We start from the raw sequence: 25699 nt of genomic DNA, 5'->3' as shown, positions 1-25699 counted from the left end.
GAGGGAGCAAAATGGTAAAAAAATACACTTCAATGGCTTACGCTAAAGCAGATGACATGCTTTTCGGAAACGCAAAGTTCCCGGTAAAGGCAGGCCTTGGCCTTGAGATCGGTGCTGGATTCACAACCCCTGAAATTAACTACGCCCCAAGACCTCAGGCAGGCAAGTCAAAAGACAAACTCATTAAGGAATATGAAAGGATTACCACCGATGTAATGGCAAGAATGGTCCAGATCGGTGCTCCTTCCATAGTACTCGAAACCGAACACGTCGAACAGATGTCCAACAACCCCGAATGGGGAGGTGCTGTTGCACATGCCCAGAAGACCATCATGGAAGAATACCACGATGAATACGGCATAAAGTGCGCACTCCGCCACACAATCGGTGACATCCGCGAAGACCGTGACTACCTCCAGCTCAGAGGAGACAAGTACTCAGTTTTCCTCGAAGCCTTTGAAGAGTGTGCCAAGAACGGCGCTGACCTGCTTTCCGTAGAGAGCATGGGTGGTAAGGAAGTATTCGACTACTCCATTCTCAGAAACGACACTGCAGGTATCCTCTTCGGTATCGGTGTACTCGGCTCCATGGACATGGAAATGATCTGGACCGACATTGCAAAGATTACCAAGAAAACAGGTACTGTTGCAGCCGGTGACACAGACTGTGCCCAGGCAAACACTGCAATGTTCATCGCAGGCGGTCTGCTTGACAAGAACCTTGCCCACACAACTGCAATCGTTGCAAGAGCAATCTCTGCAGGAAGGACCCTCTGTGGATTTGAAGCAGGTGCAACTGGCCCTGGAAAGGACTGCGGATACGAAAACACCATCATCAAATCCATCTCTGGTGTGCCAATTGCTCAGGAAGGTAAGTCCTCAACCTGTGCCCACTCTGACCTGATGGGTAACGTGACCATGCAGTGCTGTGACCTCTGGTCCAACGAATCCGTTGAATACCACGGTGAATTCGGTGGTACCACTGTTCAGTGCTGGTCCGAGTCCCTTGCATACGACTGTGCAATGATGAACACCTCTCTGAAACTCGGAAAGGGGAAGGACCTCAGGGACATCCTCGCACTCTCTGACAAATACAGAGACCCACAGGGATATGTTGTCTCCTATGAAAATGCCTACAAGGTAGGACAGGCAATTGCAAAGGACGGAAACAACAACTATCTCCGTGCCAAGAATGCTGCAATTGAGAGCTGCAACATTGTAGAAGAAGGCATCAACTCCGGCAAGCTCAGACTTACAAGGTTCGAAACCAATGCTCTTGCAAAGGTTAAAGCTGACCTTGTGGCTCTTACCGATGATGCTGACAAGTTCATGAGTGAAAGCCTGACAAAATACAAACAGGAAGTTGGAGTTTTCAGACTTGAAAACTACGGGCTCTAAGCCCTAAACTTCTTTTTTTAATTTTTTTAAAACGGCTTCAGGGGAATAATCATGAGCGAAAACGTAGGAACTTCTACCATAATAGTCGACAAAACTGCAAATGCTGCTCCTCTTGGCTTTACCGGCCTAGGCCTCGCTGCAGTTCTGTTGAGTCTGAGCTACATAGGCGTATACCCTATGGAGTCAATGATTGTCTCCATGGCAATATTCCTGGGAGGATTTGCCCAGGTGTTTGCAGGAATCATGTGCTGGAAGAAAGGAGATATTTTTGCAGGAACTGCATTTTCAGCATTTGGCCTTTTCTGGTTCTCACTAGCCGGACTGATTATAATGCCTGCAATAGGCTGGGCTGAAGCCTCTTCTGGAATCGCTATGGCCGCATATCTTTCTGTCTGGGGTATGTACACCTTTGTTATGTTAATCATTACAATGAAGATAGGAGTCAGAGCCCTTCAGTTTGTATTTGCAACATTATTTATATTATTTATGCTGCTGGCCGTTGTAAACGCAACCGGAAGTACCGGGCTGCTTGTAGTGGCTGGATATGTCGGACTTATTATGGGTCTTGGATCTCTGTATACGGCTCTTGCCATGGTAATGAATGAAATTCATGGAAAGACAGTTGCTCCACTCTGAAGATAAAGTAATGACAGCATTACACCCTCAGTAAAAAGAAAAACGGAATTAAAAAACGGAATAAAAAACGGAATACGAGAGAAACCTACACCAACCTCGACGACCTACAAAACCCGTAAAAACGGCAGGGCAAAAACAAGACAGAAAGCCCGAAAAAAGTGTCAACCCTTGAAAACACAGGATATAAACCTGTGTTTTCAATATCTTCACCCTCTCCAAGATCTATGATCTTAGTGGCTGAAAATGCTGCGTTGTGTACCACATAAGGGAAAACGTAGGCGTTCGAGGTCCTACTAAATTTTAAAAAATAATTTCAATAAAAAAGTAACACTTTTCGACCCGGTCAAATAGGCCCGCTTTATAAGAAGAATTAAAAAAATCATTAACGGTGGGTTTCGGATGAAAGCGGACAACAATTTGAATAAAACCCGGAACATATCATATACAGGGCTATTTTTTAGTCTTGCATTAACTCTTTTTAAATTATTAGTAGGACTTTTAGGGCACAGCACAGCACTCATTGCAGATGCAGTCCGGTCCTTTTCAGAGTTAATAGGCGAATCCGCAAAGATTCTTGACCTTTTTATCTCTAGTAAACCAGAAGATTGGAGCCATAACTACGGGTATGGAAAAATTGAGACCCTCTTTAAGGGAGCAGGAGCATGTGTGCTCCTTTTTGCCGGGGTACAGTCATTTGCTCTAGCCTCAGGAGAGCTACTTATGTTTATACAGGGAAGAGAGACAGAAGCCCCTGAAATATTTACACTCTCTGCAGCTGTTTTTACTCTTCTATCAAAAGAAATTGTTCCTTTTATTAACAGGAGAGCCAAGAAGCAAACTGGGGTGATTCCATTCGAAATTAACTCCTATACCAGAAATGCCCATATTAGAAGTTTATTTTTTTCCAGTTTTGTTATCCTGGGCATAGGATGTACGTTTCTCCCCGGAAAAAACTGGGCTATAGCTGATTCTGTTATTGCAGTTCTTTTAAGCCTTTACATTCTCGGAACTTCGGGCAAACTCCTCTATGGTGCTACCAACGAGCTCATAGAAGCTTCCCTTGATGAAGAAAATAATAGGAAGATTGGAGAGATAATAAACAGAACCGAAGGAGTACTGGGTTCTAGCGAGCTTAAAACGCGGAAAATCGGAAATGGGATAGCAATCAATGCCTGTATTACTGTAAATAACTCTCTGAACATTCAGGAAGTTGCAGAGATTGCAGACCTGGTGGAAACGAGACTGAAAACAGCCTACGGGCAAGGGATATACACCCTTATAAAGGCAGAGCCCGCCCTTGAAAGAAATTGTTCATTCCAGAAAAATATCAGAATCTCTGAGGAAGGGAGAAATAAGATAGTAGTATAAACGAGCGATGGCAAAGCAGCCAATCAAAAAAGTGTAAATCCAAATCAGAAGAATCCGTTTGAATTTCACAGGTTTTATGAAGCTCTCATTTGTCACCCAGGTTTCATCAGATATCCATTTAGTTACTACATGTTTAACAACTATTCATACTTTAATTACATAACAGGCTTCAACCAGTAAAGGAATCTAAACATAAGCCAGAGCCTGAAAACTGACCATTTTGTTACAGTATCATTATTAGAAGTTAATGTTACAGTATAATTATTAGAAGCTAATGTTACAGTATCATTATTAGAAGCTAATGTTACAGTATCATTACTAGAAGCTAACGTTACAGCATCATTAGTAGAAGCCAATAATTGATAGAAAACTTGAAGAATTCACTATCCAATTCACAAAGAGGTAAGTAAGAAAATGCACTTCAGTCTTGGAATCGACGCAGGAGGCACCTATACTGATGCCGTAATCATAAGAGATTCTGATGGAAAAGTAGTTGAGTCGAGCAAAGCCCTGACTACCTACCCCGACCCCCTGCCAGGAATGAAAAATGCAATTGACCAACTGGACTCCAGCTATCTTAAGGATATAAAGCTCGTATCCGTGTCCACCACTCTGTCCACAAATACGATTCTGGAGAACACCGGATTTCCGGTAGGGCTGATCATGGTCGGAGACTATGTGATCCCGGAAAACCTTCCAACAGACTACTGGGTAGCGGTCTCGGGCGGGCATAACAGCGACGGAGAAGAACTAAAGGCCCTGGACCTTGGTTTGGTAGAAGACTTCGCCCTCAAAGTACAGGATAAAGTTTCTGCTTTTGCGGTTTCTTCGTATTTCAGCAACCGAAATCCAGAGCACGAGTTTGCCGTCAAAAAAGCCGTGAAGGAACTTACCGGGCACCCGGTTGTTTGCGGGCATGAGCTGTCCCAGGATCTTGGAGCCTATGAAAGAGCTATAACTGCTTTCCTGAACGCTCAACTAATCCCAATTACCCATAAGTTTATCCAGTCAATAATCAAAGAATTTGAAAGCCGCAGGATCAGCACAAACATGCTGATGCTGAAGTGTGACGGGTCAGTAGTTGGAATAGAAGAGGCTCTGGAAAAACCCATCGAAACTATCTTCTCAGGACCTGCTGCAAGCCTTGTGGGTGCATCTCACCTCAGCAGACTTGAAACATGCGCTATGATTGATGTTGGCGGCACGAGTACGGACGTAGCCATGATGCAAAACGGGCTCCCACAGCTTAGCAGTTCAGGTGCGGTAGTCGGAGGCTGGCAGACCCGCGTAAAAGCTATCCGTATGGAGACCTCGGCAACCGGAGGAGACAGCCACATATGGCTTAAGGGGGACAGGCTCAACTTAGGCCCCCGCCGGGTTATTCCTCTCTGCAGGGCTTCTGTCATATATCCTGAATTCAGGGAGAAACTTAAGCATAACAGGGTATCAAAAGGTTACCTCTGTGAAAACATCCAGGTAACGAAATTTTTTGTCCGTACAGATTTTAAGCCTATTGAACTGAAAGCAAGAGAAAAGGAGATATATAGGCATATAGGGAAAGAGCCTGTTTCCTTCGGAGACCTGCTAATAGCACTGAAAAAACGTCCTTCACCTTCAATTCTCGATTCACTGATACAGAAAAGGCTGATTCAGGCTATAGGTTTTACACCCACCGATGCCCTGCATGTCCTTGGGGAATATACCGAATGGGATGTGGAAGCTGCAAGGATAGGGGCATATATACTTGGGAGGTCTCTGAAACTAAGCCCGGAGGCTTTTAGTGCTGAAGTAAAACGGAGGGTTGCACGCAACATTGCCGAAGACCTTATTGCATATTTGATAGAGGGAATGCCCAGAAACGAAATTTACAGAGTACTTATGGGAAAGAACTTTACACGCTTCAGCGTGGAAATTCCTGTTGTCCTTCTCGGGGGACCCGTCGGAGCATATGTTGAAGACCTGAGAAAACTGATTAATGCAGAGTTCATAGTTCCCGAACACGCTGATGTTGGCAATGCAGTTGGCGCCCTTGTTGGAAAAGGAATTAAAAGGGTTGAGATTCTCATAAAAACAAGACTTGTCCCCAAATCCAGGGAAGAAAAAACTGAAGATGAAGGGGAATACGACACAACTCCAGAGAATGAAGTTATAGAAAGTACCCTTCAACAGGAAAAGAAAAAAGAATTTATTGTGTTTTCCCCTTCAGAAAGGAAAAAATTTGACATATACAGCGCTGCCCTGGAATATGCAGAAAAGCTGGGAAGACAGCTTGTCATGGATTATATGGTAAGTGCAGGGCTTGAAAAAGAGGACATAAAGATAGATGTCAGCAGGAAGCACCTGGCACCCACAGGCTGGACAGACGTGCCTATGGAAACAAAACTTATCTATGTAGGAGTAGGTGTTCCGAAGAATACCCATGCAGTCTAAAAGAAAAGGCAAGAAGTAATGGAAATTACGATTACACATTATAAAAGGAAATATATATATATTGTGACATAACTTCACAAATCAGACTAAAAAAGGTAATGAATAAAACTAAAAGAAGATATAGATCGCCTAAAATTGAGTAAAAAATGGGGCTGTTTTGACAATGCAATATAGTCTGGGTATTGACGCAGGTGGAACATATACTGATGTGGTTATCTTGAGGGATTCAGACAGCAGTATCCTTGATACAGGCAAAGCAGTTACCACCTATCCAAATCTTATGACCGGAATTCGGAACGCAATTGACAAGTTGAACCCGGAATATCTTAAGAAAGTAAAACTCGTGTCGGTTTCCACAACTCTCTCAACAAATACTATAATGGAAAGGACAGGGTATCCTGTTGGACTGATCCTTGTAGGGGACTACACCATTCCAAAGGAGCTGCCAGCCGACTACTGTATTACAGTGAAAGGGGGGCATGACAGCAATGGAAACGAACTCCACCCCCTTGACATCACAGCTGTAGAACAGTTTGCGGTAAGTCTAAAAAATAAAGTATCTGCATTTGCCGTTTCTTCCTATTTTAGCACCAGAAACCCGGAACACGAACTGAAGATAAAGAACATAATCCTCAAACTTACAGGGCATCCTGTAGTTTGCGGGTATGAACTCTCCCAGGAACTTGGAGCTTACGAAAGGGCAACAACCGCAGTTTTAAATGCTCAACTAATTCCCATAACATACCAGTTTATCCATTCCATCATGTCTGAAGTAAAGGAAAGAAAGCTTGATGCGACGGTTCTTATGTTAAAATGTGACGGCTCAGTTATAGATATCAAAGGAGCAAAACTGCGCCCGATCGAGACTATTTTTTCCGGCCCCGCTGCAAGTATTATGGGGGCATCACATCTTTCAGGGCTTGACACATGTGCTGTGATCGATGTTGGAGGGACGAGCACAGATGTTTCTATAATTAAAAACGGCGTGCCAGAACTCTGTGAGAAAGGGGCAATTGTTGGAGGCTGGCAAACCCACGTAAAAGCTATAAAAATGGAAAGCTCCGCAAACGGAGGAGATAGCCATGTTTGGTTCAAGAAATGCATAAGGATAGGGCCAAAAAGAGTCATTCCCCTCTGTTTTGCCGCGATAAAATACCCCAACTTTAAAGAAAAACTTGAAAAGAATCCCATCCCTTTAAGGACAATGCTTAATGAGCATATCCAGCCCACCAAGTTTTTTGTAAGAACCGGAGTAATACCCGTCAACCCCACAGAGAGTGAGAAAAAGCTGCTGGAAGTTATAGGAGACGAACCAATTTCTATCCACGAAATATTAAATAAAATGAAGCGTGTTCCTTCTCCTGCAATCCTTGATTCCCTGCTCAACCAGCGGATGATCCAGGCAATAGGCTTTACGCCCACTGACGCCCTGCACGTCCTTGGGGAATATACGGAATGGGATGTAGAGACTGCCCTGATCGGAGCAAAAAAACTTTCTCGCTTTACTCAAATGGGAGTGCATGTCTTCTGTAAAAAAGTAAAGCATCAAGTTGCCAGAAATATGGCTTACAGCCTGATGTCCTTTATAATGGAAGGAAAGGGAAAAGATGGAATAAAAATGATGCTGGAAGAAGAGGTTCCTGTCCAGTACAAGGTAAATATTCCCATCGTTCTGCTAGGAGGACCAGTAAAAGCCTACTATGGGGAACTGAAAGCCCTCATAGATGCAGATATTATTGTTCCCGAGCAGGCGAGCGTAGGTAATGCTGTCGGAGCTCTCGTAGGAAAAGGGATTAAAAGAATTGAGATAACTATCAAGCCTTACTCGATGGATAATCCAAATCAGAATTTCCTTGTATTTACCCCGGCAGGAAGAAAAAAGTTTGAGCAATACAGGGCTGCAGTGGAATTCGCTCAAAAAACCGGGGAAGAGATGATTCTGGATTCTATGAAAGCTTTTGGACTTCCGAAAAGTTCAGTAAAGATAGATACCAGCATAGAATATCTCGTCCCTCCAGAATGGAAGCACACTCCGATGGAGACAAAGATAATGTTTGTCGGAGTTTGTACTCCCGGGTTTCCAATTGACTGAATTTTACGATTATACTCCTAGAAACAGGTAGTTCGAAAAAGTGCTGGAGAATTTTTGACTTTGAAAAAGAATAGCCAAGGAACCTGCCTGCCGGAAAGAAGGACCGGCGGCATATCGCAGCTTTTTATACTGCAGGAAGTAGGGAGATATGGAATCTTCACTTATTGATCTTGTTTTTCGCTCCGATAAAAGAAAAAACCTTCTTATACTGCTGGATCGCGGCTCAAAAAGCATTGATGAAATCAAGGATGAACTTGATGTTACTGCCACATCGATTCTTCCCCAGATAAAGAAACTGATAGATAACGATCTCATCGTCCAGGAAGACCGGATGTATAAGCTTACGGTACTTGGAGAGTTCATAATCAAAAAGGTAAAGCCACTGATCAGTGCCCTTGAGGTTGTGGAAAAAAATAACTGTTACTGGACAGGCCATGACCTGAATTCAATCCCCCGCCACCTTCTGGAAAGAATTTCAGAGCTTGGAGACTGCACTCTCATAGAGCCGGACCTGAACCACTTTTATGAACCTTCCCAGAAGATTATTGATAGCATGGCCAATTCGAAGATAGTTTCAACCCTTGCTTCATATTTTAATCCTGCCTATCTGCCCTTATATGTGGAGCTTGGCCGAAAAGATGCTGAACTTTCTCTTAATTTTACACAGTCTGTCTGGGACCATCTTTCAAACGAGCACTCAAGTATGATAAAAGAGCTAATGAGCATGGATAATGTGAGCCTTTACATCTCTAAAGAGGGAATAAAAATTTCTGAAATTACGGTAACTGATAAAATAATGCTCCTTGGGCTCTTTGATAAAAATGGAAAGTTCGACCAGCAGTTTATTCTGAGCTTTGAACCTGCTGCCCTGCGCTGGGGCCAGGAATTGTTTGACTATTTCAAGAGGCTTTCCAAACAGGTAAATAAAATCTAACTTAAAAAGGACCATATAAAAGGAGAGGTACTGATGAAAAACCCCAATTTATTAAAAATATAACTATTGTCTTGCTCTTCAGGCGTGTGAAAAAAAGATAGATCAAAGTTTTGCCGGATGAGACTCAGATATTGGGACATCAAAAACAAAAATAATGAAATATTATTATATATCTTATAGTAGTAGTTTGTTAGATAAAAATGGCAATTTTCAGAATGACCCTGCAGTTCTTAATCTGAGGTACTTTTTCTACAAAAGTACTTCTTCCATAAAAAGTGATAATGGCAAGGGAGAAAGGTAAGAGAAGTGTATAAACTTCTGGTATAGAGATATATACAATGTTAGATATAATGGAATGAAACATAAGAGAGGGAATCAGATGGAATCATCATTACTGGATGTTCTCTTTCTTTCAGAAAAAAGGAAAAACCTTCTTCTGCTGCTTCTGGACGGACCCAAGACCATAGAGGAAATTAAAAACACACTCGAGGTACGTTCAAGTCCGATAATGACCCAGATAAAGATCCTGATGAAACAGGATTTAATTATCGAAAACAACAGGCTCTACAAACTCTCCAGTATAGGAGAGATTCTTGTCCCCAAGATGAGAGCAATACTTGAAACTTTTAATGTCTTCGATAAAAACCACGATTACTGGATAAACCAGGATATGACATCAATTCCTCCTGAATTCCTGGATAATATCGGAAAGCTTGGAGACTATAGTGAAGTAAACCCTGACAGGAACCACGTGTTCGAGTATCCAAAGGAAGTCGTAAAGCACCTTTCAGAATCTGAGAAGGTGATGATCTCATCTTCATTTTTCCTTCCGATCTATCCTTCGCTCTGTATAGAGCTTGCGGCAAAGGGTACGGATATTACACTTGTATTCACTGAGTATGTTTATGACAGGATGCTTAATGACTACAAAAAAGAGCTTGAACATTTCCTGAACTTAAAATACACTAAACTCTATGTCTGCAACAACAACAATATGAAAATCGCATCAAGCATAGTTACAGATAAATTTATGGCTCTATCCCTCTTTTGCAATAGCGGGATCTATTATAACCATAACCTGGTAAGTTTTGACGAAAGCGCACTTAAATGGGGAAAGGAACTTTTTGAACATTATAAAGGTATGGCAAGGCCGATTACAAAGGTCTGAGAGAGATTCTCCCCTCCATAAAAATTCCAGGTTAAAAATAGCTCTTAAAAAGATTAGCCTTAAAAAGATTAGCCTTAAAAAGATTAGCTTTAAAAAGATTAGCCTTGAAAAGATTAGCTCTTAAGAAGCACTGCGCGGAAAGCAGTTAATGGATCCTTTTCCGCAGAGAACTTCAATAGAACTTTATTGCAACAACTGTAATACTTCTTTTCGTAGGGAGTTCATAAAGAGCCTGAAATATCTGCCTGTGAACGGATAGTATCTCACTTACCGCAGATGTACACAAATAAGAAATTAATTGCCGATTTGTCCGATATTCTCAATATTATGGCGAGTTTATTTTTAACCCGTGATCATATTGAGAATATAGATAACATTTTTGTGGATTTCTGCGGAAGGTCGATAGTATGACGGGTTTTCATCTTTAATTCGTATTGCTTTTTAACTGAAACTCTACCCTACCACGTAGAAATCTTAGATCAGTAGAAAAAACAGTGGTTTTTAAAAAATTTGAGAACAAAGGTTCTCAGTTCACCCTGACCGTAACATTCATTTCCGGAACATCTTTTACAGTGAAAAGGTATGTTCCTGGAGTATTAAATGTGTAGCTATAAGGGACTCTGTAAGCCAGGTTCTGATCTGGAAAAAGATCTTCTTCGCTTACCAGGACATAAGTTCCCTGCCTTTTTTTGCTCCACCAGGAAACTGTATCCCCTGCCGAAATATCCAGTTCTGAACGCGTTACTGATTGCATTGTCGCATTATAATACTCAAGGTAAATAATATGAGTATTTCCAGACCCGGAAGCAACATTTTCCTGTGGTACGTTTTCTTGCAATTCTGTTGCTACGGATTCTGAAGCATCGGATTCCTCAGTCGCTGTCCCCGCATCTTCCTCAGCACAGCCGGAGGCAAATAAGAACACAAACACCAGAAGTAAAACCAAGATTTTTCCTTTCATAGATATCATTATCTTTCAACCTTTATAAAACAAGTTCGCTTCTAGTTATTAGATTGTAAAGATATTTAAAACAAACAAAAAAACAAAAAAACAGAGATAAAAGGAGAAATAACAAGAGAAATAAGGTAACAGAGAGGAAAAAAGGAAAAGAAATAAGCAAAGAAATAATGAAAAAATAACGAAAATCGAAAATAAAGAAAAAATAACGAAAATCGAAAATAAAGAAAAAATAACGAAAATCGAAAATAATGAAAAAATAACGAAAATCGAAAATAAAGAAAAAATAACGAAAATCGAAAATAATGAAAAAACAACGAAAATCGAAAATAATGAAAAATTGACGTCCCGACTGAGACTTGAACTCAGGTCTAAGGCTCCGCAGGCCTCAAGGATATCCACTACCCTATCGGGACGCAAGCGAGCACCACTGATAAGCACATTCTAGAATATAAACTTTGTTACTCAAAAAAAGACTGTCTCTGCAGCTCATCTCTCTGTTTTCCCTGAAAATGGAGGAAAAAACCTATTTCCACGACTTCAATATCAATAAAGATTAAATGCAACAAGCTCTTTTTTATAATTTATGTCGATGACCATAGGCCTTGCAGGGAAGCCCAATGCGGGCAAATCCACCTTCTTCAAAGCTGCTACCCTTGCAGATGTTGAAATTGCAAATTATCCCTTCACAACTATCAACGCCAACCACGGCGTCACATATGTTCAGGCTGAGTGCCCCTGTAAAGAGAAGGAAAAAACATGTGGAAAGTGTGTGAACGGCATAAGGCTTGTTCCGATTGATATCATTGACGTTGCGGGGCTTGTGCCGGATGCATGCAAAGGAAGAGGACTTGGAAACACTTTTCTGGACGAGCTCCGGCAGGCTCAGGCAATAATTCATGTTGTAGATGCCTCAGGCGGGACAGACGCTGAGGGCAACCCTGTAGAAATAGGAGATCATGACCCTCTTGAGGATGTGGTTTTCCTGAATAGGGAAATTACCATGTGGCTCTATGGAATTCTGGAAAGGAACTGGGTGAAGCTCTCCAGAAAAATCCAGGCAGAAGGGTTAAAACTTGAAATCGTAATTTCAGAACAGCTTGCAGGGGCAGGGATAAAGGAATCTCACGTAAACGCTGCCTTAATTGACACTGGGCTTGCAAGGGTGGATCATATTAAATGGACTGAAGAAGATATAATCCAGCTCTGTGACACTATGAGAGAAATCAGCAAACCCCTGCTTATCGCTGCAAATAAGGCAGATATTGCCCCAGGAGAAAGCCTGAATAAACTCAAAGAGCTTGACAGACTAGTAGTCCCTACGAGTGCAGCAGCCGAACTTGCTTTGAAATCAGCGGCAAAAGGTGGAATAATCAGGTATACGCCGGGAAATGGAGACTTCGAGCTGCTTACAGAAGATCTTACAAAAGCCCAGAAGAAAGGGCTTGAAGCCATCCACAAAGTTATTGAACGGCTTGGTACCACCGGAGTTCAGGAGTGCATAAACAGGACTGTCTTTGAACTTCTTGACCTTATAGTAGTATATCCCGTAGAAGACGAAGGAAAATGGTCCGACAAAGTAGGGAATATGCTGCCAGATGCTTACCTTATGAAAAGAGGTTCTACCTGCCACGACCTTGCATACCAGATCCATACCGAGATCGGAGATCGTTTCCTTTATGCGGTGGACGCAAGGACAAGACTCAGGCTTGGTGAAAAACACGAGCTGAAAAATGGAGATGTAATCAAGATAGTATCTACTGCAAAATAATCTGCTGTAAAACTAGACGAAAAAACCTGCATACCTGAGAAAAACTTGAAACAGGAAATGAACAATGAAAAACAAATACCAGGCCATTTAAGGCTTTTTTAGAAGGAATACTTGATGGAACTGCTTTCTTTTGGTTATCTTCTCTATGAAAAGTACCTGGCCTGGCAAATAACGAGGTCAACTACAAAAACCCCGGCACATGTGGCTATCATACTCAAGGAAACCGATCTTTTTGAGCTTAAAGGGATGGAAAAACTCCAGGCTGCGCTCCTCACATTAAAAGGGTTTAAGATAGAACTTGTGAGCATGTATGTGGATATTCTTAAGACTGACCAGCAGGTGAAAATCGAGCTTGCGTCAACGCTTGGAACCATATTGGAAGAAAGTTTCATGGATCTTCCTTCCGGAACAGGTTATGAAATATATGGCCTTGAAGGGGAAGTTAGGAGCAGCCGACCGGGCAGGGATTTTTTTGTATACGTATCACTTGGTTTTGGAGGAAGAGGGGAGATCACCAGGGCTGTACTTTCTATTCTAGATGATGTTAAGGCAGGAAGTATCAGACCGGAAGAAGTGGACGAAAAAATGCTTGAATCACACCTCCTTGTCAAGCATGAACCTGATATAATGATCCGTTCGGGCGGGCAGAAACTTTCGGATTTTCTTGTCTGGCAATCCGTCTATTCGGAACTATATTTTACGGATGTCAACTGGAAAGAGATACGGAAAATAGACCTTCTGAGAGTGATAAGGGATTTCCAGAAGAGGCAGAGAAGGTACGGAAGGTGAGAAGAAATGGAGTTTAGAGAAAAACCCGGATACCCTCTTTATGTTGTGGTAGTATGCCCTAAATGCAGGCAGCATGCCCAGATAACAAAGGGCGGGAAGAAAAACCTTAGATGCCAGCACTGCGGAGCCCTCCTGCAGGCGCGCAAACTCAGAATATTCGGCTCTTTTGAAGAATTATCCGAAGCTGTGGACTTCAGGACCCGCTTACAGGCTGAACTTTCCGGGAAAGGGAAAGAAACTTTTTTCCTGAAAACCTTTCCGAAAGAAGCTGAAAGCTCAACTTCCGAAGTTCAAGCTGTGAAAAGAACAGCTCAACCGGGGTCCGGAATTTCTCCTGGAAGCACAGCCTCTAAAAAAGACCAAAAATCAATCCTCAATGAAATCCTTAAGGTTTCAAATGGGAAAATAAGAATTGAAGAGTTTTGTGAGAAAGCTATAGAAAAAGGAATAAGTCAGGAGAAATTTGAAGTAATTCTGAAGAAACTTCTTGAATCAGGAGAGCTTTACTCTCCCGAACCTGGAATTGTAAAGCTTGTATAATTTATGAATAGAAGAAAAAGTTAATACAGAAATGGAAAAGAAAAAGTTAATACAAAAATGGAAAAGAACTTTTTGTTATCCGGAAAATTCTCTTTTCCTAAATTCTCAGCAGGCAGTTATTGTGAACTTAAATAAGACAAACTTATATTAAGTACGAAAAGATTTACTATAAATGAGTATTTAAAAGCAGGATTAAATCCATTTTAAACTATCGAGAAATAGCCAATTACATTCAAAAAGAATCAAATTAGATTCAAAAAGAATTATACTGATCCGGGATTTACCGAAAAATTCATAGCGGCGTCCCGGCAAACTGCTTACTGAAATCACTTAAATTTACTCATTGAGCCCACACACAAAATAATTCAATGTGTGAGTTTCGTGGTTTTATCACGATTATTCGTAAAGTTCACGGAATAAATACAGGGTATAACGGTGTTATAAACATGATGGATCCGCAAATAGAGCGAAAACTCATTGAAATCATGAGGGTGATTCACGAAAGTGACAAACCTATAGGTGCCCGGGCAATAGCTGACGAATTGAACAACCGGGGCTATGATATAGGAGAGAGGGCTGTCCGCTACCACCTGAGGATCCTGGATGAGAGAGGGTTTACACACAAACACGGATATGCCGGGCGTACGCTTACAAGTCTTGGAGAAAGCGAAATGAATGATGCCCTTATAGGGGACCGTTTTGGTTTTGTAATATCCAGGATCGAAGAAATGGCATTCAGGACCACATATACCCCCGAAACAGACAAAGGGGACGTCGTGGTAAATATTTCTTATTTTGACAAAGACGACTTCGAGACTGTTATTAATCTAATATCTTATACGGCTCATTCAGGGTATATGATAAGCCCGAGGATAAGAATATTTGAAGAAGACTCGGAACCTGAAATACCCCTTCCCCCTGGGAAAATAGGAATTGCTACCGTATGCAGTGTCACTTTTGATGGGCTTCTCCTGAAAGCAGGTATCCCCGTAGAACCCGCTTATGGAGGATTACTCCAGATAGAAAACCATAAACCGGCACGTTTTCTTGACCTGATCTCCTACAGTGGGACTTCCATTGATCCAATAAAGATTTTCATGAACAGGGCTCCTACCTCAGTTCTTGAGGTACTTGAAAAAGGGGAAGGAAAAATCCTAGCCAATATGCGGCAGATAAACGCCTCTGCTCATAATATGGCAGAAGAAATTTTGAAAAATGCAGAAAAGGTGGGTCTTGCAGGCTGTATCACTACAGGAGATATTGATGAGTTTTTACTTGGAGCTCCGGTTGAAACCGGAAATTTCGGGGTTGCGGTAGTCGGAGGGATTAACGGGATCTGTGCCCTTGAGGAAACAGGAATTGAAATTGAAACAAACCCGATTTCCACTGTACTGGATTACCAAACAATGTCAGAAATATGAACGGACAACTTAGAATAATTAAATGCGCAATAAAATGCACAATACTGAAAATGTGAGGCGGGTAGATGCTCAGGTTGACAATTCTATATGATAATGAAGCAAACCCTGGTTTCTCAGGAAGCTGGGGATTTTCGGCTCTACTTGAAACAGACAGAGAGACCATTCTTTTCGATACCGGATGGGATGGGACTCTGCTTCTTAAGCATATGGAGAAAATTGGCGTCGATCCAGCCAGTATAAGCAAACTAGTCCTTTCCCATCAGCACTGGGACCATATAGGGGGTCTGCCCGAAATCCTTCATGTAAACCCCGGACTCACTGTGTATGTCCCTTCATCTTTTTCAGAGAATCTCAAAAGGGAAATTAAGAAGAAGGCTGACCTTGTAGAGATAAAGGAAGCCGTGGAGATATCTAATGGGATCTGGAGTACAGGAGAACTTGGAGATAAAATAAAAGAGCAGTCTCTTGTTCTGAGCACAGAAAACGGGTCCTATGTGCTTACAGGCTGCGCTCATCCGGGGATTGATGTGATTATGGATGCTGCTCTGTGCTATGGAGATATTAAAGGAATTATTGGCGGGCTGCATGATGGGGATAGGTTTGATAGGCTTAAAGAGATGGAACTGATAGCAGCCGGACACTGCACAGTCCATAAGGAAAAAATAAAGAGCGCTTTCCCCTCAAAATATATGGAAACTAGAGCTGGAATGCTCTTTGAACTCCAGTAAATTTAAAAAGATAGAGAGACCCTGCAGAAACGGATGGTTAGAAATACAATGTCCTACAACAATAATAAAAGAATTAGTGCAGATAACTGGAAATCAGGCAAAGATGCCAGAACAGTCTGATTTCATCTTTATTTCTGCCAAAATATAAATTAAATAAACTCAATTCTAACGGTTACTTCTCGAGATACGGGTAAATAGATAGGGGAAACCGTATCTAAAGATAAAGGGAGAAACATCGATGCTGAAAATAGAAGACCTGACTGTAGAGGTCAACGGGAAAATTTTGCTTCATGACGTGAACCTGGAGGTTGAAAAAGGGTATACAAATGTGCTTTTCGGCCCAAACGGAGCTGGAAAGTCAGCCCTTATGAGGACAATCATGGGCTTTAGCGAGTACAAGATTGTGAAGGGCAGAATACTGTTTAATGGAGAAGATATTACCAATCTTCCAGTAGACGAAAGAGCCCGCCGCGGGCTGGGTATTATGATGCAGCGCCCACCGGATATGTCCGGAATTAAACTGAGGGACCTTGTAAAAATAGCCTCGAAAGGAAAAAAAGACCCTGAAACCCTTGCAGGAAACCTTGATATGAAGCGTTTTCTGGACAGGGATGTAAATGTGGGTTTTTCAGGTGGAGAGATCAAAAGATCCGAACTTCTGCAGCTTGCAGCCCAGAATCCGACTCTCTACCTTCTGGACGAGCCTGAGTCCGGAGTGGACCTTGTAAGCATCGAACAGGTCGGAAAGACAATACAAGGGCTTCTTGAAGAAGGTCTGAAATGCCCGGGTGAGAGATGCAAAAAGGGAAAATCAGCCCTTATCATTACCCATACAGGCAAGGTTCTGGATTATGTGCAGGCAGATAGAGGGTATATTCTGTGTAATGGAACAGTTATGTGTTCAGGAAATCCCCTTAAAATGCTGGAAGAAATAAAAAATAAAGGGTACCAGGAGTGTATAACATGCAGACTGATGAAGTAAGCCTGAAAAAGAGAGCCGAGAACGCAGCTGAAAAAAAAGCGGCTTACGGGGAAGATTTTGAACTGGTAAAATATGAGGAGGGCTCTAAGGTCAGCAAGCCTGTTGAAGATCTTCAAACTCTTGATGAGGAAAGCAAAAAAACCCTGCTTCAGGTAGGGATAATCCCAAACGAAGAAGGCAGATCCGGTAGTTTTCTGGTACTGGATAATGCGGTCTCACACTCTTCTCATAAAGATGATAACGTGGAACTGATGTCCACGCATGAAGCCCTTGAAAAGTATGAGTGGCTCAAAGATTACTCCTGGAACCTCGTGCAGGTGGATACTGACAAATACACGGCAAAAACCTACCTTGAAAATGCGGACGGTTACTTTATCCGTGCGCCTGCGGGAAAGAAATCCTCCATGCCTGTCCAGACCTGCCTGATGCTGGACAGCAAAAAGGTATCCCAGACAGTGCATAATATCATAGTCGTCGAGGAAGGAGCAAGTCTCGATATTATCACAGGCTGTACCGCTAAAAAGGGAGTTGAAGAAGGCCTGCACCTTGGAATATCCGAAATATATGTAAAAAAAGGAGCCACCCTGAATTTCACAATGATCCACAACTGGGCTGAACAGATAGGAGTCCGCCCGAGGACAGTTGTGCAGGTAGATGAAGGCGGGACTTACGTGAGCAATTACATTTGCCTGAAACCAGTGCGCTCCGTACAGACCTATCCGACTGTCAGGCTCGAAGGGAAGGGAGCAATTACAAGGCTCAATACCATAGCAATTGCACACTCAGGCTCCGTACTCGACCTTGGAAGCAGGGCGATTTTCAACGCCCCGGATACGAGAGCAGAACTCATATCGAGGACAATCACAATCGGCGGGAGATTAGTTGCACGAGGAGAAATGATAGGAAATGCAAAGGGTGCAAAAGGGCACCTGGAATGCAAAGGGCTTGTCCTAACCGATAAAGGCAGTCAGCTAGCAATCCCTATCCTAGAGGCCAACGTGGACGATATCGAGCTTACTCATGAGGCAGCTGTGGGAAAAATTGCCAAAGACCAGGTAGAGTACCTGATGGCAAGAGGACTTACCGAAGAAGAAGCCATTGGAATGATCATAAGGGGTTTCCTGGATGTTGGGATAAAGGGAATCCCGGAAGAGCTAAAGAACGAAATAGAAAATACGATTGCACAGACGGCTTTCGGGATGTAAGTCCCGGCACCGGGGAAACTGTAGGGTTTCTCCGGAAAACTGATCTGGAAAAGATCTGCCTTCAGAAGGGGAAATAGGGAGCCTATGGGAGAGGCCTGAAGAAGAAGAAGACAGATTTTTCCAAATCAAGTATACTTTAAGTCAACTACCCGCCACTGAAATGACGGGAATCCTGTGTATTTCATTTTGAAAAAAAGATGTTTGTATCCGGCAGGAGAAAAGGAGAAACCTGCCGGTTTTTTGTGGAGTATATGTGGATTTTAATGAGCCGAAAGCATATTCACGACCGGAGTTCTTTGTGGAGAAGAAACCTCAAATCAAGCAAGCTCATTAAACCGCAATTTGCAGATTGGGGAGGGAGTATAAAAAGTTATCTCAATTTGGTAGATGGAGGGCACATTTGGAGACAATTGGGGAAAAAATCCGGAAAAAAGAGAGAAATTTCTACAAAAAGGAGAAAATACATAGATTCAGGAAAGCTGAATATTATATGAAAAAACAACTCTCGAAACATAAACCAGAAATTAAAATAGAAATGGAGTTATATTAAATCAGGTAAATTTGTTTTAGTAAAGATATCAGATTTATGCTGGGGGCATGAGGTTGAGTGGCTGGAAACCACTGAAAAAAACAAATAGATTAAAGGAAACAGACAAAAAAAATTAGTGTACTTCGTGTTTTTGCTTGTAATACACCGTACTTGCCAGTATATATAAACTCCTGATATAATACAACAGTACTGTAAAAGAGAGGAGGGATTGGAATAATGGACTTTGCCTGCAAGGAATTCAAAATAGAAGACGTAATCAAGTGCGCTCTCAATCTTACAAAAGCCGACCTGAACGTAATGAAGCATTTTTTAAACGAACCCGAAAAATGGATTGATACTGATGCCCTTTCGAAATCTCTGGATCTGGATATTTCTACAGTCCAGCGCTCCGTGAAAAAGCTGCACGAGAAAGGGGTTCTCCAGAGGTCACAGCAGAACCTTGACGGAGGGGGTTATGTCTTCATTTACAAAATCCATTCAAGAAATCAGATTAAAAATATTATTTTAAAAATAGTTCATTCCTGGGCTGACAGACTCGGACAGGAACTCGAACAATGGGAAAACGGAGGTTAAATTAAGTGCTTAAAATCACTCCCTACCTGGGAATCCTTGTACTGATCGTTTCTATCGGGGGACTCTGGTACCCTGCCCTCGGATACTTTGTGTTGCTTATTTTTGCAGCAATCTTCCTTATCAGCCCCTTCAGAGGCAGATGGTTCTGCGGAAACCTCTGTCCCAGGGGAAGCCTTGCTGATTTCTGGATCAGCAAAATTTCAAAGAAAAGAAAGATCCCTGGAATCTTAAGGAGCCTGTGGGTGCGCCTTCCGATCTTTCTCCTGATGATGGGGTTCATGGGTTACAGGATTTCAAGCATCGTCGGAACCCTGAACATCTTTGAGAAGATAGGGATGGTCTTTGTCACCATGTGCATTGTGACAACGGTAATTGCGGTCCTTCTCGGCAGCTACCTGAGCCCGAGGACCTGGTGTTCCTTCTGTCCGATGGGAACAGCCCAGAACTTGCTCGGAGGAAAGAAGTACCAGCTACAGCTTGAAAAAGACAAATGCATCAGCTGCAAGAAATGCGAAAAAGTCTGTCCCATGCAGCTTAAGGTCTGCCAGGCAGAGACAAAACCCGACTGTATCAAATGCGGGCGTTGTGTGAGTGTCTGCCCCAAAGATGCCCTTCACTTTTAATTATCAATTTTTATTTTTTTTATTTTTATGACCATTATAAAATAAAGGGGAGCTTAAAAAATTTCAAGAACCTGACATATCACAACCATCTGTACACTGTAAAGTGTCCACAAATCAGCCATAACCCAGGAGAAAAAACATGACAACAAAAAATGTGCCGGAACTTTCAGCAGCCCAGAAAACAGAACTTTCCGAACTCTTCGGAGAATACGTCAATCTTGACAAACGTGATCGCCACTATTACAACCACGATATAGGAGCCTTACCCCCTCTTGTCAAGAAGGTGATAGGAAACACCGACCCTGCAGCTGTTGTAAAAATCCGGACGGAAGAAGACGCAGTAAAGCTTCTGGAATTTGCAAAAAGGCACAGTATTCCAGTTGTTCCACGTGCAGGAGCTTCTTCAGGGTATGGCGGGGTAATCCCTACAAAAGGAGGCATAGTTGCCGATGTTACATTACTGAATAAGATTATAAGCATCGACCCCGAAGGGCAGAAAGCTGTGGTGCAGAGCGGGATTATCTGGGAAAAGTTAGAAAGGAAACTGAAAGAGAATGGGCTTTCTGTCAGGGCGATCCCTTCAAGCGCTCCTTCCTCGACAGTCGGAGGCTGGCTGGCTCAGAGCGGAGCCGGGTATGGGAGTTATGAGTTCGGCTGGGGCTACGAGAGCATGGAAAAAGCCCAGGTTGTTCTTCCCAACGGAAAAATAAGGGTTTTTTCCGGTCCCGAACTCAATAAGTTAATAGGGACGATGGGAACCACGGGCATTATCACTGAAATTACCCTGAATGTCCAGAAATTCGAAGAGAGAAAGGCTGTTTCCGCCAGCTTCCCTGATGCTTCAGCCATGAAAGAAGCGGTAAAAACTATAAGGAAAAATAACATCCCCCTCTGGTCCATCTCCTTCCTTAACCCCGAGTGGGCGGACATGAAAAACAAATCACCCCAGAAACTCCACTATGGGGAAATTGTGGACAAACATAGGCCAGTGCTGCCGGTTGCTTACGTCTGTACCTTCATGTACCCTACCTCAAAAGACGTTTCGGGTCTCAAAGAAGCAATTGAGAGTGCAGGAGGCACAGTCCTTCCCGAAGAGATTGCAAAGCATGAGACTGAGGAATGGTTCAAGTCCATGAAAGTTAAAAGGCTCGGTCCCTCCTTCATCCCTGCCGAGATCCTGGTACCGCTTGAGAAGATGGACAGTGCTTTTGAAGAAATTGAAAAGAGGATAAAACTCCCGGTGCTCACCGAAGGGATGGTAATCAGTGACGGAAACGTTGTACTCCTCTGCTTCATGCGCCACTCCGAGCGCTCCTTACTCTTCAATACGGCCTTTGCCCTTTCCCTGAGCGTCCTGAAAATTGCAGAGGAAAACGGAGGCAGAGCCTATTCTTCCGGCCTCTTCTTTGCCTCAAAGAAAAAAAGCGTCTTTGGAGACCGGTTTTCGGAAATAGAAGCCTTCAGGAAAGAATTCGACCCCGATGAGATCATGAATCCTGAGACCCTGGAAGGGAAGGGGCTCCTGAACACAGCCGTTTCCCTTGGCTCTTCTTTCGAACCTATGGGCAGGCTCGTTGGAAATATGTCCGGAATTGGGGAAGTTTCCTTCAAAGACGAAAAGGATATCCCCGCAGACATTGCCGAACTTGCCTACTCCTGTTCCCAGTGTGGGTACTGTGTAAGTGAATGTGACCAGTACTACGGCAGGGGCTGGGAGTCACAGTCTCCCCGGGGGAAATGGTTCTTTATCAAGGAATACCTGGCAGGCCGGGAAAAGCTTGACCAGAGGCAGACGAACACCTTCCTTGCCTGCACCACCTGTCAGATGTGCGACGCTCGCTGTGAGCTGGACATGCCAATCGAACATGCCTGGATGACAATGCGCGGAAAGCTGGTTGATGAAGAGAAAAAGATGACTTTCCCACCCTTCGAGATCATGGCTGCAAGCCTCCTGAAAGAGAGGAACATCTGGGCAAACCTTAGCAAAGACAGGGATAAATGGATTCCTGACGAAATCAGGGCAAAAATGAAAGACAAAGCCGAGTATGCCTACTTTGCAGGCTGCACCGCCTCCTATGTAGAAAAAGATGTGGCCATAGGGGCAGTCCGCATGCTCGATGATGCAGGAATCGAGTTTACGGGCCTGGGAGATAAAGAGGCATGCTGCGGAATCCCGATGCTCGTTGCCGGGAAATGGGACGTCTTTGAGAAGATAATGAGGATGAACGTAGCCAACATGAAAAAGCGGGGCGTAAAAACCGTGATAACTTCCTGTCCCGCCTGCTGGCTCATGTGGCATACGGTCTATCCCCAGTGGGCGGAAAAACTGGGAATCGAATACGGGTTTGAGACAAAGCACTATTCCGAAGTCCTGGTGGAGCACCTGGACGTGCTGAAACCCAAATTCAAGGTACCCCTTAATAAAGTGGTTGCCTGGCATGACTCCTGCCACCTGGGAAGAGCCGGAGGCGAGATATACGATCCCCCAAGGGAACTTTTGAAAGCCATTCCTGGCATCCAGTTCAAAGAACTTGAACACAACAGGGAAAAGGCCCACTGCTGTGGTTCGGTGGTGAGCCTTATTGCCGAACCTCCGGTTGCATATAAACTTGGAAGTATGAGGCTTCAAGAAGCTGTAGATGTAAACGCAGACATCATTGCGGCTCTGTGTCCCTGCTGTACGGTTCAGTTCCGTGTCGCAGCCGAAAAAACCAACATGAACATAGAGTCCCAGGACCTCGGCGCCCTTGTGGCAAGAAGCCTTGGATATGACATCCCGGACACGACAAACTACGCCCTGCAGTCATGGGTGCCCTTTGAGAAGATGATCGACCTCCTGCAGCCCGAAAACATGACCAACCTGATGGTAGAACTCCTGCCCCAGATGATGGCCGCAATGCCAGCCCCCCTTCAGGCCATGATGAAGATGGTCAAGTATGTGCCCGGAATGGATGCCATGATGAAGCCCATGATGCCCATAATGATGCCGATGCTCATGCCCTCTGTCATGCCAAAGGTCATGCCTGATATGCTCAAGGCTGTTGAGAGGCGGGTCCCTATGCCTGATTACATGAGAAAGATGCTCCCGGACCTCATGCCAAAGGCAATGGATAATCTGATGCCAAACATGCTGCCCGAAATCATCCCTTTGCTGACCCCGCGGATGATAGAGTACATAAAAACACATTGAGAATCCTACCCACAAAATCTATATCGAAGAAGTCGAAAATAAAATGCCAGAGCTTCTTCAACTTATATTTTAGAAACTGCGGTATTTTTTCTGTGAATCTAATTTTCAGTCGTATCCGTGAGTTATTTATTAATTCTGAAAAAGCGAGTACAATCTCCGCATTTAAGGAAAATGCAGAGAGATTCTTATGCTTATAGTTTCAATAAATCAAACCCACTACTTTCCTTTTTAGGATAAAAGAGCAATGTTTTGGTTTTTAGTTTTATATAGGTTTTACAACAAACCTATATATAAATCAGACTTGCCGCAGATGTTCACTAAAATTCAACAACGTTCCAAGCTATCGTTTTTTTCTGAGAAATACTTTACCAATTCAAGTTAATATCTTAGAGGATGTCTAAAAATACAAATCACTTCCGCATTTGGATAATAGGCATTGTTGAATTAAAATTCAGATCGTAAATTAATTACATCGGACTTACTCGCTCGAGGTATAAAATCAAAGACATAAGACATCATAGTTAAAATGTACACTTTAGACATTTAACGGTTTAATTCTACCGTTTTTCAGTTCAAATGCGTAAGTTCGGTCCCAATTGTATAATCAAATTTAATTTTAAGACACGCTCTTAGAAATCTCTCACACTATTCGGCCACATGTATTAAATGAAAGTTTTTAACCCTCTATTTATGGAAGCTTCAGTCGCAATAATAGTTTCAAACTTATGAGAAAATATCAAAAAAGGAAAGGAAAGAATAACCTTTCCCCCCTATTCAACAAAGAATCATATTTTTTGTAGTGAAGAAGGACTTAAGATATCACTTTGAATTCCTGTAAAAATGAAATTGCCCATAGGCATTTTGATAGTCCTTAATGCCCTGGCATCTTCGTGAGCACACAACATATCGGCAGCATCTAAGTATCGATCATGAGTATGATCAAGAAGCCACAACATACGTACTTCTACTGAAGCACCCTCTGGGAGGAGTTCGCCATCAGGAGTATTTATCAAGACTTTAAGCTCACCTTTATGATTTGCAGGCACTGTGGCTTCGGTTGAGACAAATTGATATCCACGAGTGATTTTAACATTGCCACTATTTGCGTCATGTAACTTTGAATCCTTAAAATTAAGAGCTATCACTGTGCCTTCAGGTACTTTTTTGCAATGGGCTTCAAAGGAGAACTTCTCAGGTCGACCATCTTGATTATAAAACTTCAGGGACGATTCAACAGATTTTTGTGCGTCTAAATTGTGCCATGCTGCCGCCCCGTTGTACATAATCCAGGTTGATGTACTCCAGTTATCGTGTTTCGTTAGAGGATTGTTATCAAAAAATTCTGAACTAACCGCCGCTATAGCACAGAAATGATTTGAGTCTGTTGTAGGTACAAAATCCAATATGAATGATTCACTAGCTCCACGATCACCTTCATCCAGTTGGCCTATTTTTTTTCCTTTAATCAATATATCTCCTTTTGTTTTTTGGTCTTTAAGAGTATAGACCTGGTGCCATTCGGTAGGAGGTGTATTAAACCCAGCTTGAGTATAGAACATTTGTACTTTAGGTGTAATAAGCCCTTTAAAACTAAGATTTTGACAGCGGACAGCAAAATAATTTTTGCCTTTTTGGGGTGTGTTCCAATACGTAGAATTCCAATTAATTATTAATTCATCGGTATCAAACGCGCCATCTCGGTTGCATAATAAATCGATACCCAAGCAACAATTATCTACTGGAATCACACCTGAATCTGATGTATACTTACGTGTTAGCATACCCCTCCATTGAGACATGGCTTTATTTGCATATACTTGAGCATCGTCACGAGTAACCCCCAAAGCCTGTACCATATGTTTGACCAATACTCCTGGATCCATTTGTACACCAGACCAGTATGTATCTGCGTATACTGCACTTATTACATTTGCAATATCCTGATAAGTTAACCGCGGATCAACACGCTGGTAGATATCCGTCATTGCATTTGTATCAAAATCTCCATCTTTATGGTGAGCAATCGCTGCATCCCACAACTGCTTAACAGTACAGATAGGATCAAAGTTTACTAAAGATGTTCTTTCTTTTAATTGTGCTTCAAGACTAATCATTTTTATTTCCACCTTTTTAAATAAATTCAGAAAAATATTTTTTTAAAAACAAAGTTAATGTCTTTATTATTTAGAATACGAGATTCAGATGAGCAATTTTGAGTTTTGGGAGTAGCTCATTAACTGGATAAATCCCGCAACAATTTTTTTCTGTAATGACCTGATATCGAATACACATGTAAAAATAGATTATCTGCGTATCGTATGTTCAGCATGTACATTAGAAAACT

21 protein-coding genes and 1 tRNA gene are annotated in these 25699 nt (G+C 42.6%); 19 read left to right on the top strand and 3 right to left on the bottom strand.

The features are described from left to right. The first annotated feature begins 11 nt into the window (after positions 1 to 11). From mtaB to MSWH1_RS02715, 7 genes are all read left to right on the top strand, one after another. Positions 12 to 1397, top strand: coding sequence for a methanol--corrinoid protein co-methyltransferase MtaB (mtaB, locus tag MSWH1_RS02745; RefSeq protein ID WP_048125871.1), 1386 nt, complete (start codon positions 12 to 14; stop codon positions 1395 to 1397). 51 nt (positions 1398 to 1448) lie between these two features. Next, positions 1449 to 2033 carry an acetate uptake transporter gene (locus tag MSWH1_RS02740; protein WP_048125869.1) on the top strand — a complete coding sequence of 195 codons (585 nt, stop codon included), beginning with the start codon at positions 1449 to 1451 and terminating at the stop codon, positions 2031 to 2033. 399 nt (positions 2034 to 2432) lie between these two features. Then, positions 2433 to 3401: a cation diffusion facilitator family transporter gene (locus MSWH1_RS02735; RefSeq protein WP_048125866.1), complete on the top strand. Its 969-nt coding sequence runs from the start codon at positions 2433 to 2435 to the stop codon at positions 3399 to 3401. A 414-nt stretch (positions 3402 to 3815) separates the two neighbouring features. Then, positions 3816 to 5831: a hydantoinase/oxoprolinase N-terminal domain-containing protein gene (locus tag MSWH1_RS02730; protein WP_048125864.1), complete on the top strand. Its 2016-nt coding sequence runs from the start codon at positions 3816 to 3818 to the stop codon at positions 5829 to 5831. A 163-nt stretch (positions 5832 to 5994) separates the two neighbouring features. Beyond that, positions 5995 to 7923: a hydantoinase/oxoprolinase N-terminal domain-containing protein gene (locus tag MSWH1_RS02725; protein WP_048125862.1), complete on the top strand. Its 1929-nt coding sequence runs from the start codon at positions 5995 to 5997 to the stop codon at positions 7921 to 7923. 148 nt (positions 7924 to 8071) lie between these two features. Further along, positions 8072 to 8857: a winged helix-turn-helix domain-containing protein gene (locus MSWH1_RS02720; RefSeq protein ID WP_048125861.1), complete on the top strand. Its 786-nt coding sequence runs from the start codon at positions 8072 to 8074 to the stop codon at positions 8855 to 8857. Between the two features lie 379 nt (positions 8858 to 9236). After that, on the top strand, positions 9237 to 10025 hold the full coding sequence (locus MSWH1_RS02715) for a winged helix-turn-helix domain-containing protein (protein WP_048130184.1): 789 nt from the start codon (positions 9237 to 9239) through the stop codon (positions 10023 to 10025). Between the two features lie 526 nt (positions 10026 to 10551). Here MSWH1_RS02715 and MSWH1_RS02710 read toward each other — a convergent pair. Together MSWH1_RS02710 and MSWH1_RS02705 are read right to left on the bottom strand one after the other, a co-directional pair. After that, complete coding sequence (locus MSWH1_RS02710; protein ID WP_231591871.1) at positions 10552 to 10995, bottom strand: cell surface lipoprotein; 444 nt, start codon at positions 10993 to 10995, stop codon at positions 10552 to 10554. 332 nt (positions 10996 to 11327) lie between these two features. Beyond that, a tRNA-Arg gene (locus MSWH1_RS02705) sits at positions 11328 to 11399 on the bottom strand. Between the two features lie 170 nt (positions 11400 to 11569). Here MSWH1_RS02705 and MSWH1_RS02700 point away from each other — a divergent pair. The 12 genes from MSWH1_RS02700 (at position 11570) to MSWH1_RS02650 (ending at position 23355) form a co-directional block, all read left to right on the top strand. Then, complete coding sequence (locus MSWH1_RS02700; RefSeq protein ID WP_048125857.1) at positions 11570 to 12754, top strand: redox-regulated ATPase YchF; 1185 nt, start codon at positions 11570 to 11572, stop codon at positions 12752 to 12754. 114 nt (positions 12755 to 12868) lie between these two features. Further along, positions 12869 to 13543 (top strand): undecaprenyl diphosphate synthase family protein, encoded by a 675-nt coding sequence (locus MSWH1_RS02695; protein ID WP_048125855.1) that lies wholly within the window; start codon positions 12869 to 12871, stop codon positions 13541 to 13543. A gap of 6 nt (positions 13544 to 13549) precedes the next feature. Next, positions 13550 to 14083: a DUF5817 domain-containing protein gene (locus tag MSWH1_RS02690; protein ID WP_048125852.1), complete on the top strand. Its 534-nt coding sequence runs from the start codon at positions 13550 to 13552 to the stop codon at positions 14081 to 14083. A 446-nt stretch (positions 14084 to 14529) separates the two neighbouring features. After that, positions 14530 to 15504 (top strand): DUF128 domain-containing protein, encoded by a 975-nt coding sequence (locus MSWH1_RS02685; RefSeq protein WP_048125850.1) that lies wholly within the window; start codon positions 14530 to 14532, stop codon positions 15502 to 15504. A 65-nt stretch (positions 15505 to 15569) separates the two neighbouring features. Next, on the top strand, positions 15570 to 16232 hold the full coding sequence (locus MSWH1_RS02680; RefSeq protein ID WP_048125849.1) for an MBL fold metallo-hydrolase: 663 nt from the start codon (positions 15570 to 15572) through the stop codon (positions 16230 to 16232). Beyond that, positions 16219 to 16380, top strand: a complete 162-nt coding sequence (locus tag MSWH1_RS18755) for a hypothetical protein (protein WP_156148058.1) — start codon at positions 16219 to 16221, stop codon at positions 16378 to 16380. Before MSWH1_RS02680 ends, MSWH1_RS18755 begins: the two co-directional genes overlap by 14 nt. A 90-nt stretch (positions 16381 to 16470) precedes the next feature. Then, on the top strand, positions 16471 to 17214 hold the full coding sequence (locus MSWH1_RS02675) for an ABC transporter ATP-binding protein (RefSeq protein ID WP_048125847.1): 744 nt from the start codon (positions 16471 to 16473) through the stop codon (positions 17212 to 17214). Then, positions 17196 to 18419 carry a SufD family Fe-S cluster assembly protein gene (locus MSWH1_RS02670; protein WP_048125845.1) on the top strand — a complete coding sequence of 408 codons (1224 nt, stop codon included), beginning with the start codon at positions 17196 to 17198 and terminating at the stop codon, positions 18417 to 18419. Before MSWH1_RS02675 ends, MSWH1_RS02670 begins: the two co-directional genes overlap by 19 nt. Positions 18420 to 18819: 400 nt before the next feature. Continuing rightward, positions 18820 to 18969 (top strand): hypothetical protein, encoded by a 150-nt coding sequence (locus MSWH1_RS18750; protein ID WP_156148057.1) that lies wholly within the window; start codon positions 18820 to 18822, stop codon positions 18967 to 18969. Positions 18970 to 19182: 213 nt separating this feature from the next. After that, positions 19183 to 19542, top strand: coding sequence for a TrmB family transcriptional regulator (locus MSWH1_RS02660; RefSeq protein ID WP_048125841.1), 360 nt, complete (start codon positions 19183 to 19185; stop codon positions 19540 to 19542). Positions 19543 to 19547: 5 nt separating this feature from the next. Continuing rightward, a complete protein-coding gene (locus tag MSWH1_RS02655; protein WP_197074011.1) occupies positions 19548 to 20165 on the top strand; it encodes a 4Fe-4S binding protein in 618 nt (205 codons plus the stop codon). A 139-nt stretch (positions 20166 to 20304) separates the two neighbouring features. Continuing rightward, positions 20305 to 23355: an FAD-binding and (Fe-S)-binding domain-containing protein gene (locus tag MSWH1_RS02650; protein ID WP_048125839.1), complete on the top strand. Its 3051-nt coding sequence runs from the start codon at positions 20305 to 20307 to the stop codon at positions 23353 to 23355. A 785-nt stretch (positions 23356 to 24140) separates the two neighbouring features. On the opposite strand, the gene MSWH1_RS02645 is transcribed toward MSWH1_RS02650, so the two are convergent. Then, on the bottom strand, positions 24141 to 25469 hold the full coding sequence (locus MSWH1_RS02645) for a hypothetical protein (RefSeq protein WP_048125837.1): 1329 nt from the start codon (positions 25467 to 25469) through the stop codon (positions 24141 to 24143). Positions 25470 to 25699 lie beyond the last annotated feature (230 nt).

It is taken from the genome of Methanosarcina sp. WH1 (assembly GCF_000970005.1).
Lineage (GTDB): Archaea > Halobacteriota > Methanosarcinia > Methanosarcinales > Methanosarcinaceae > Methanosarcina.
This window is presented reverse-complemented; position numbering and strand designations above follow the sequence as displayed.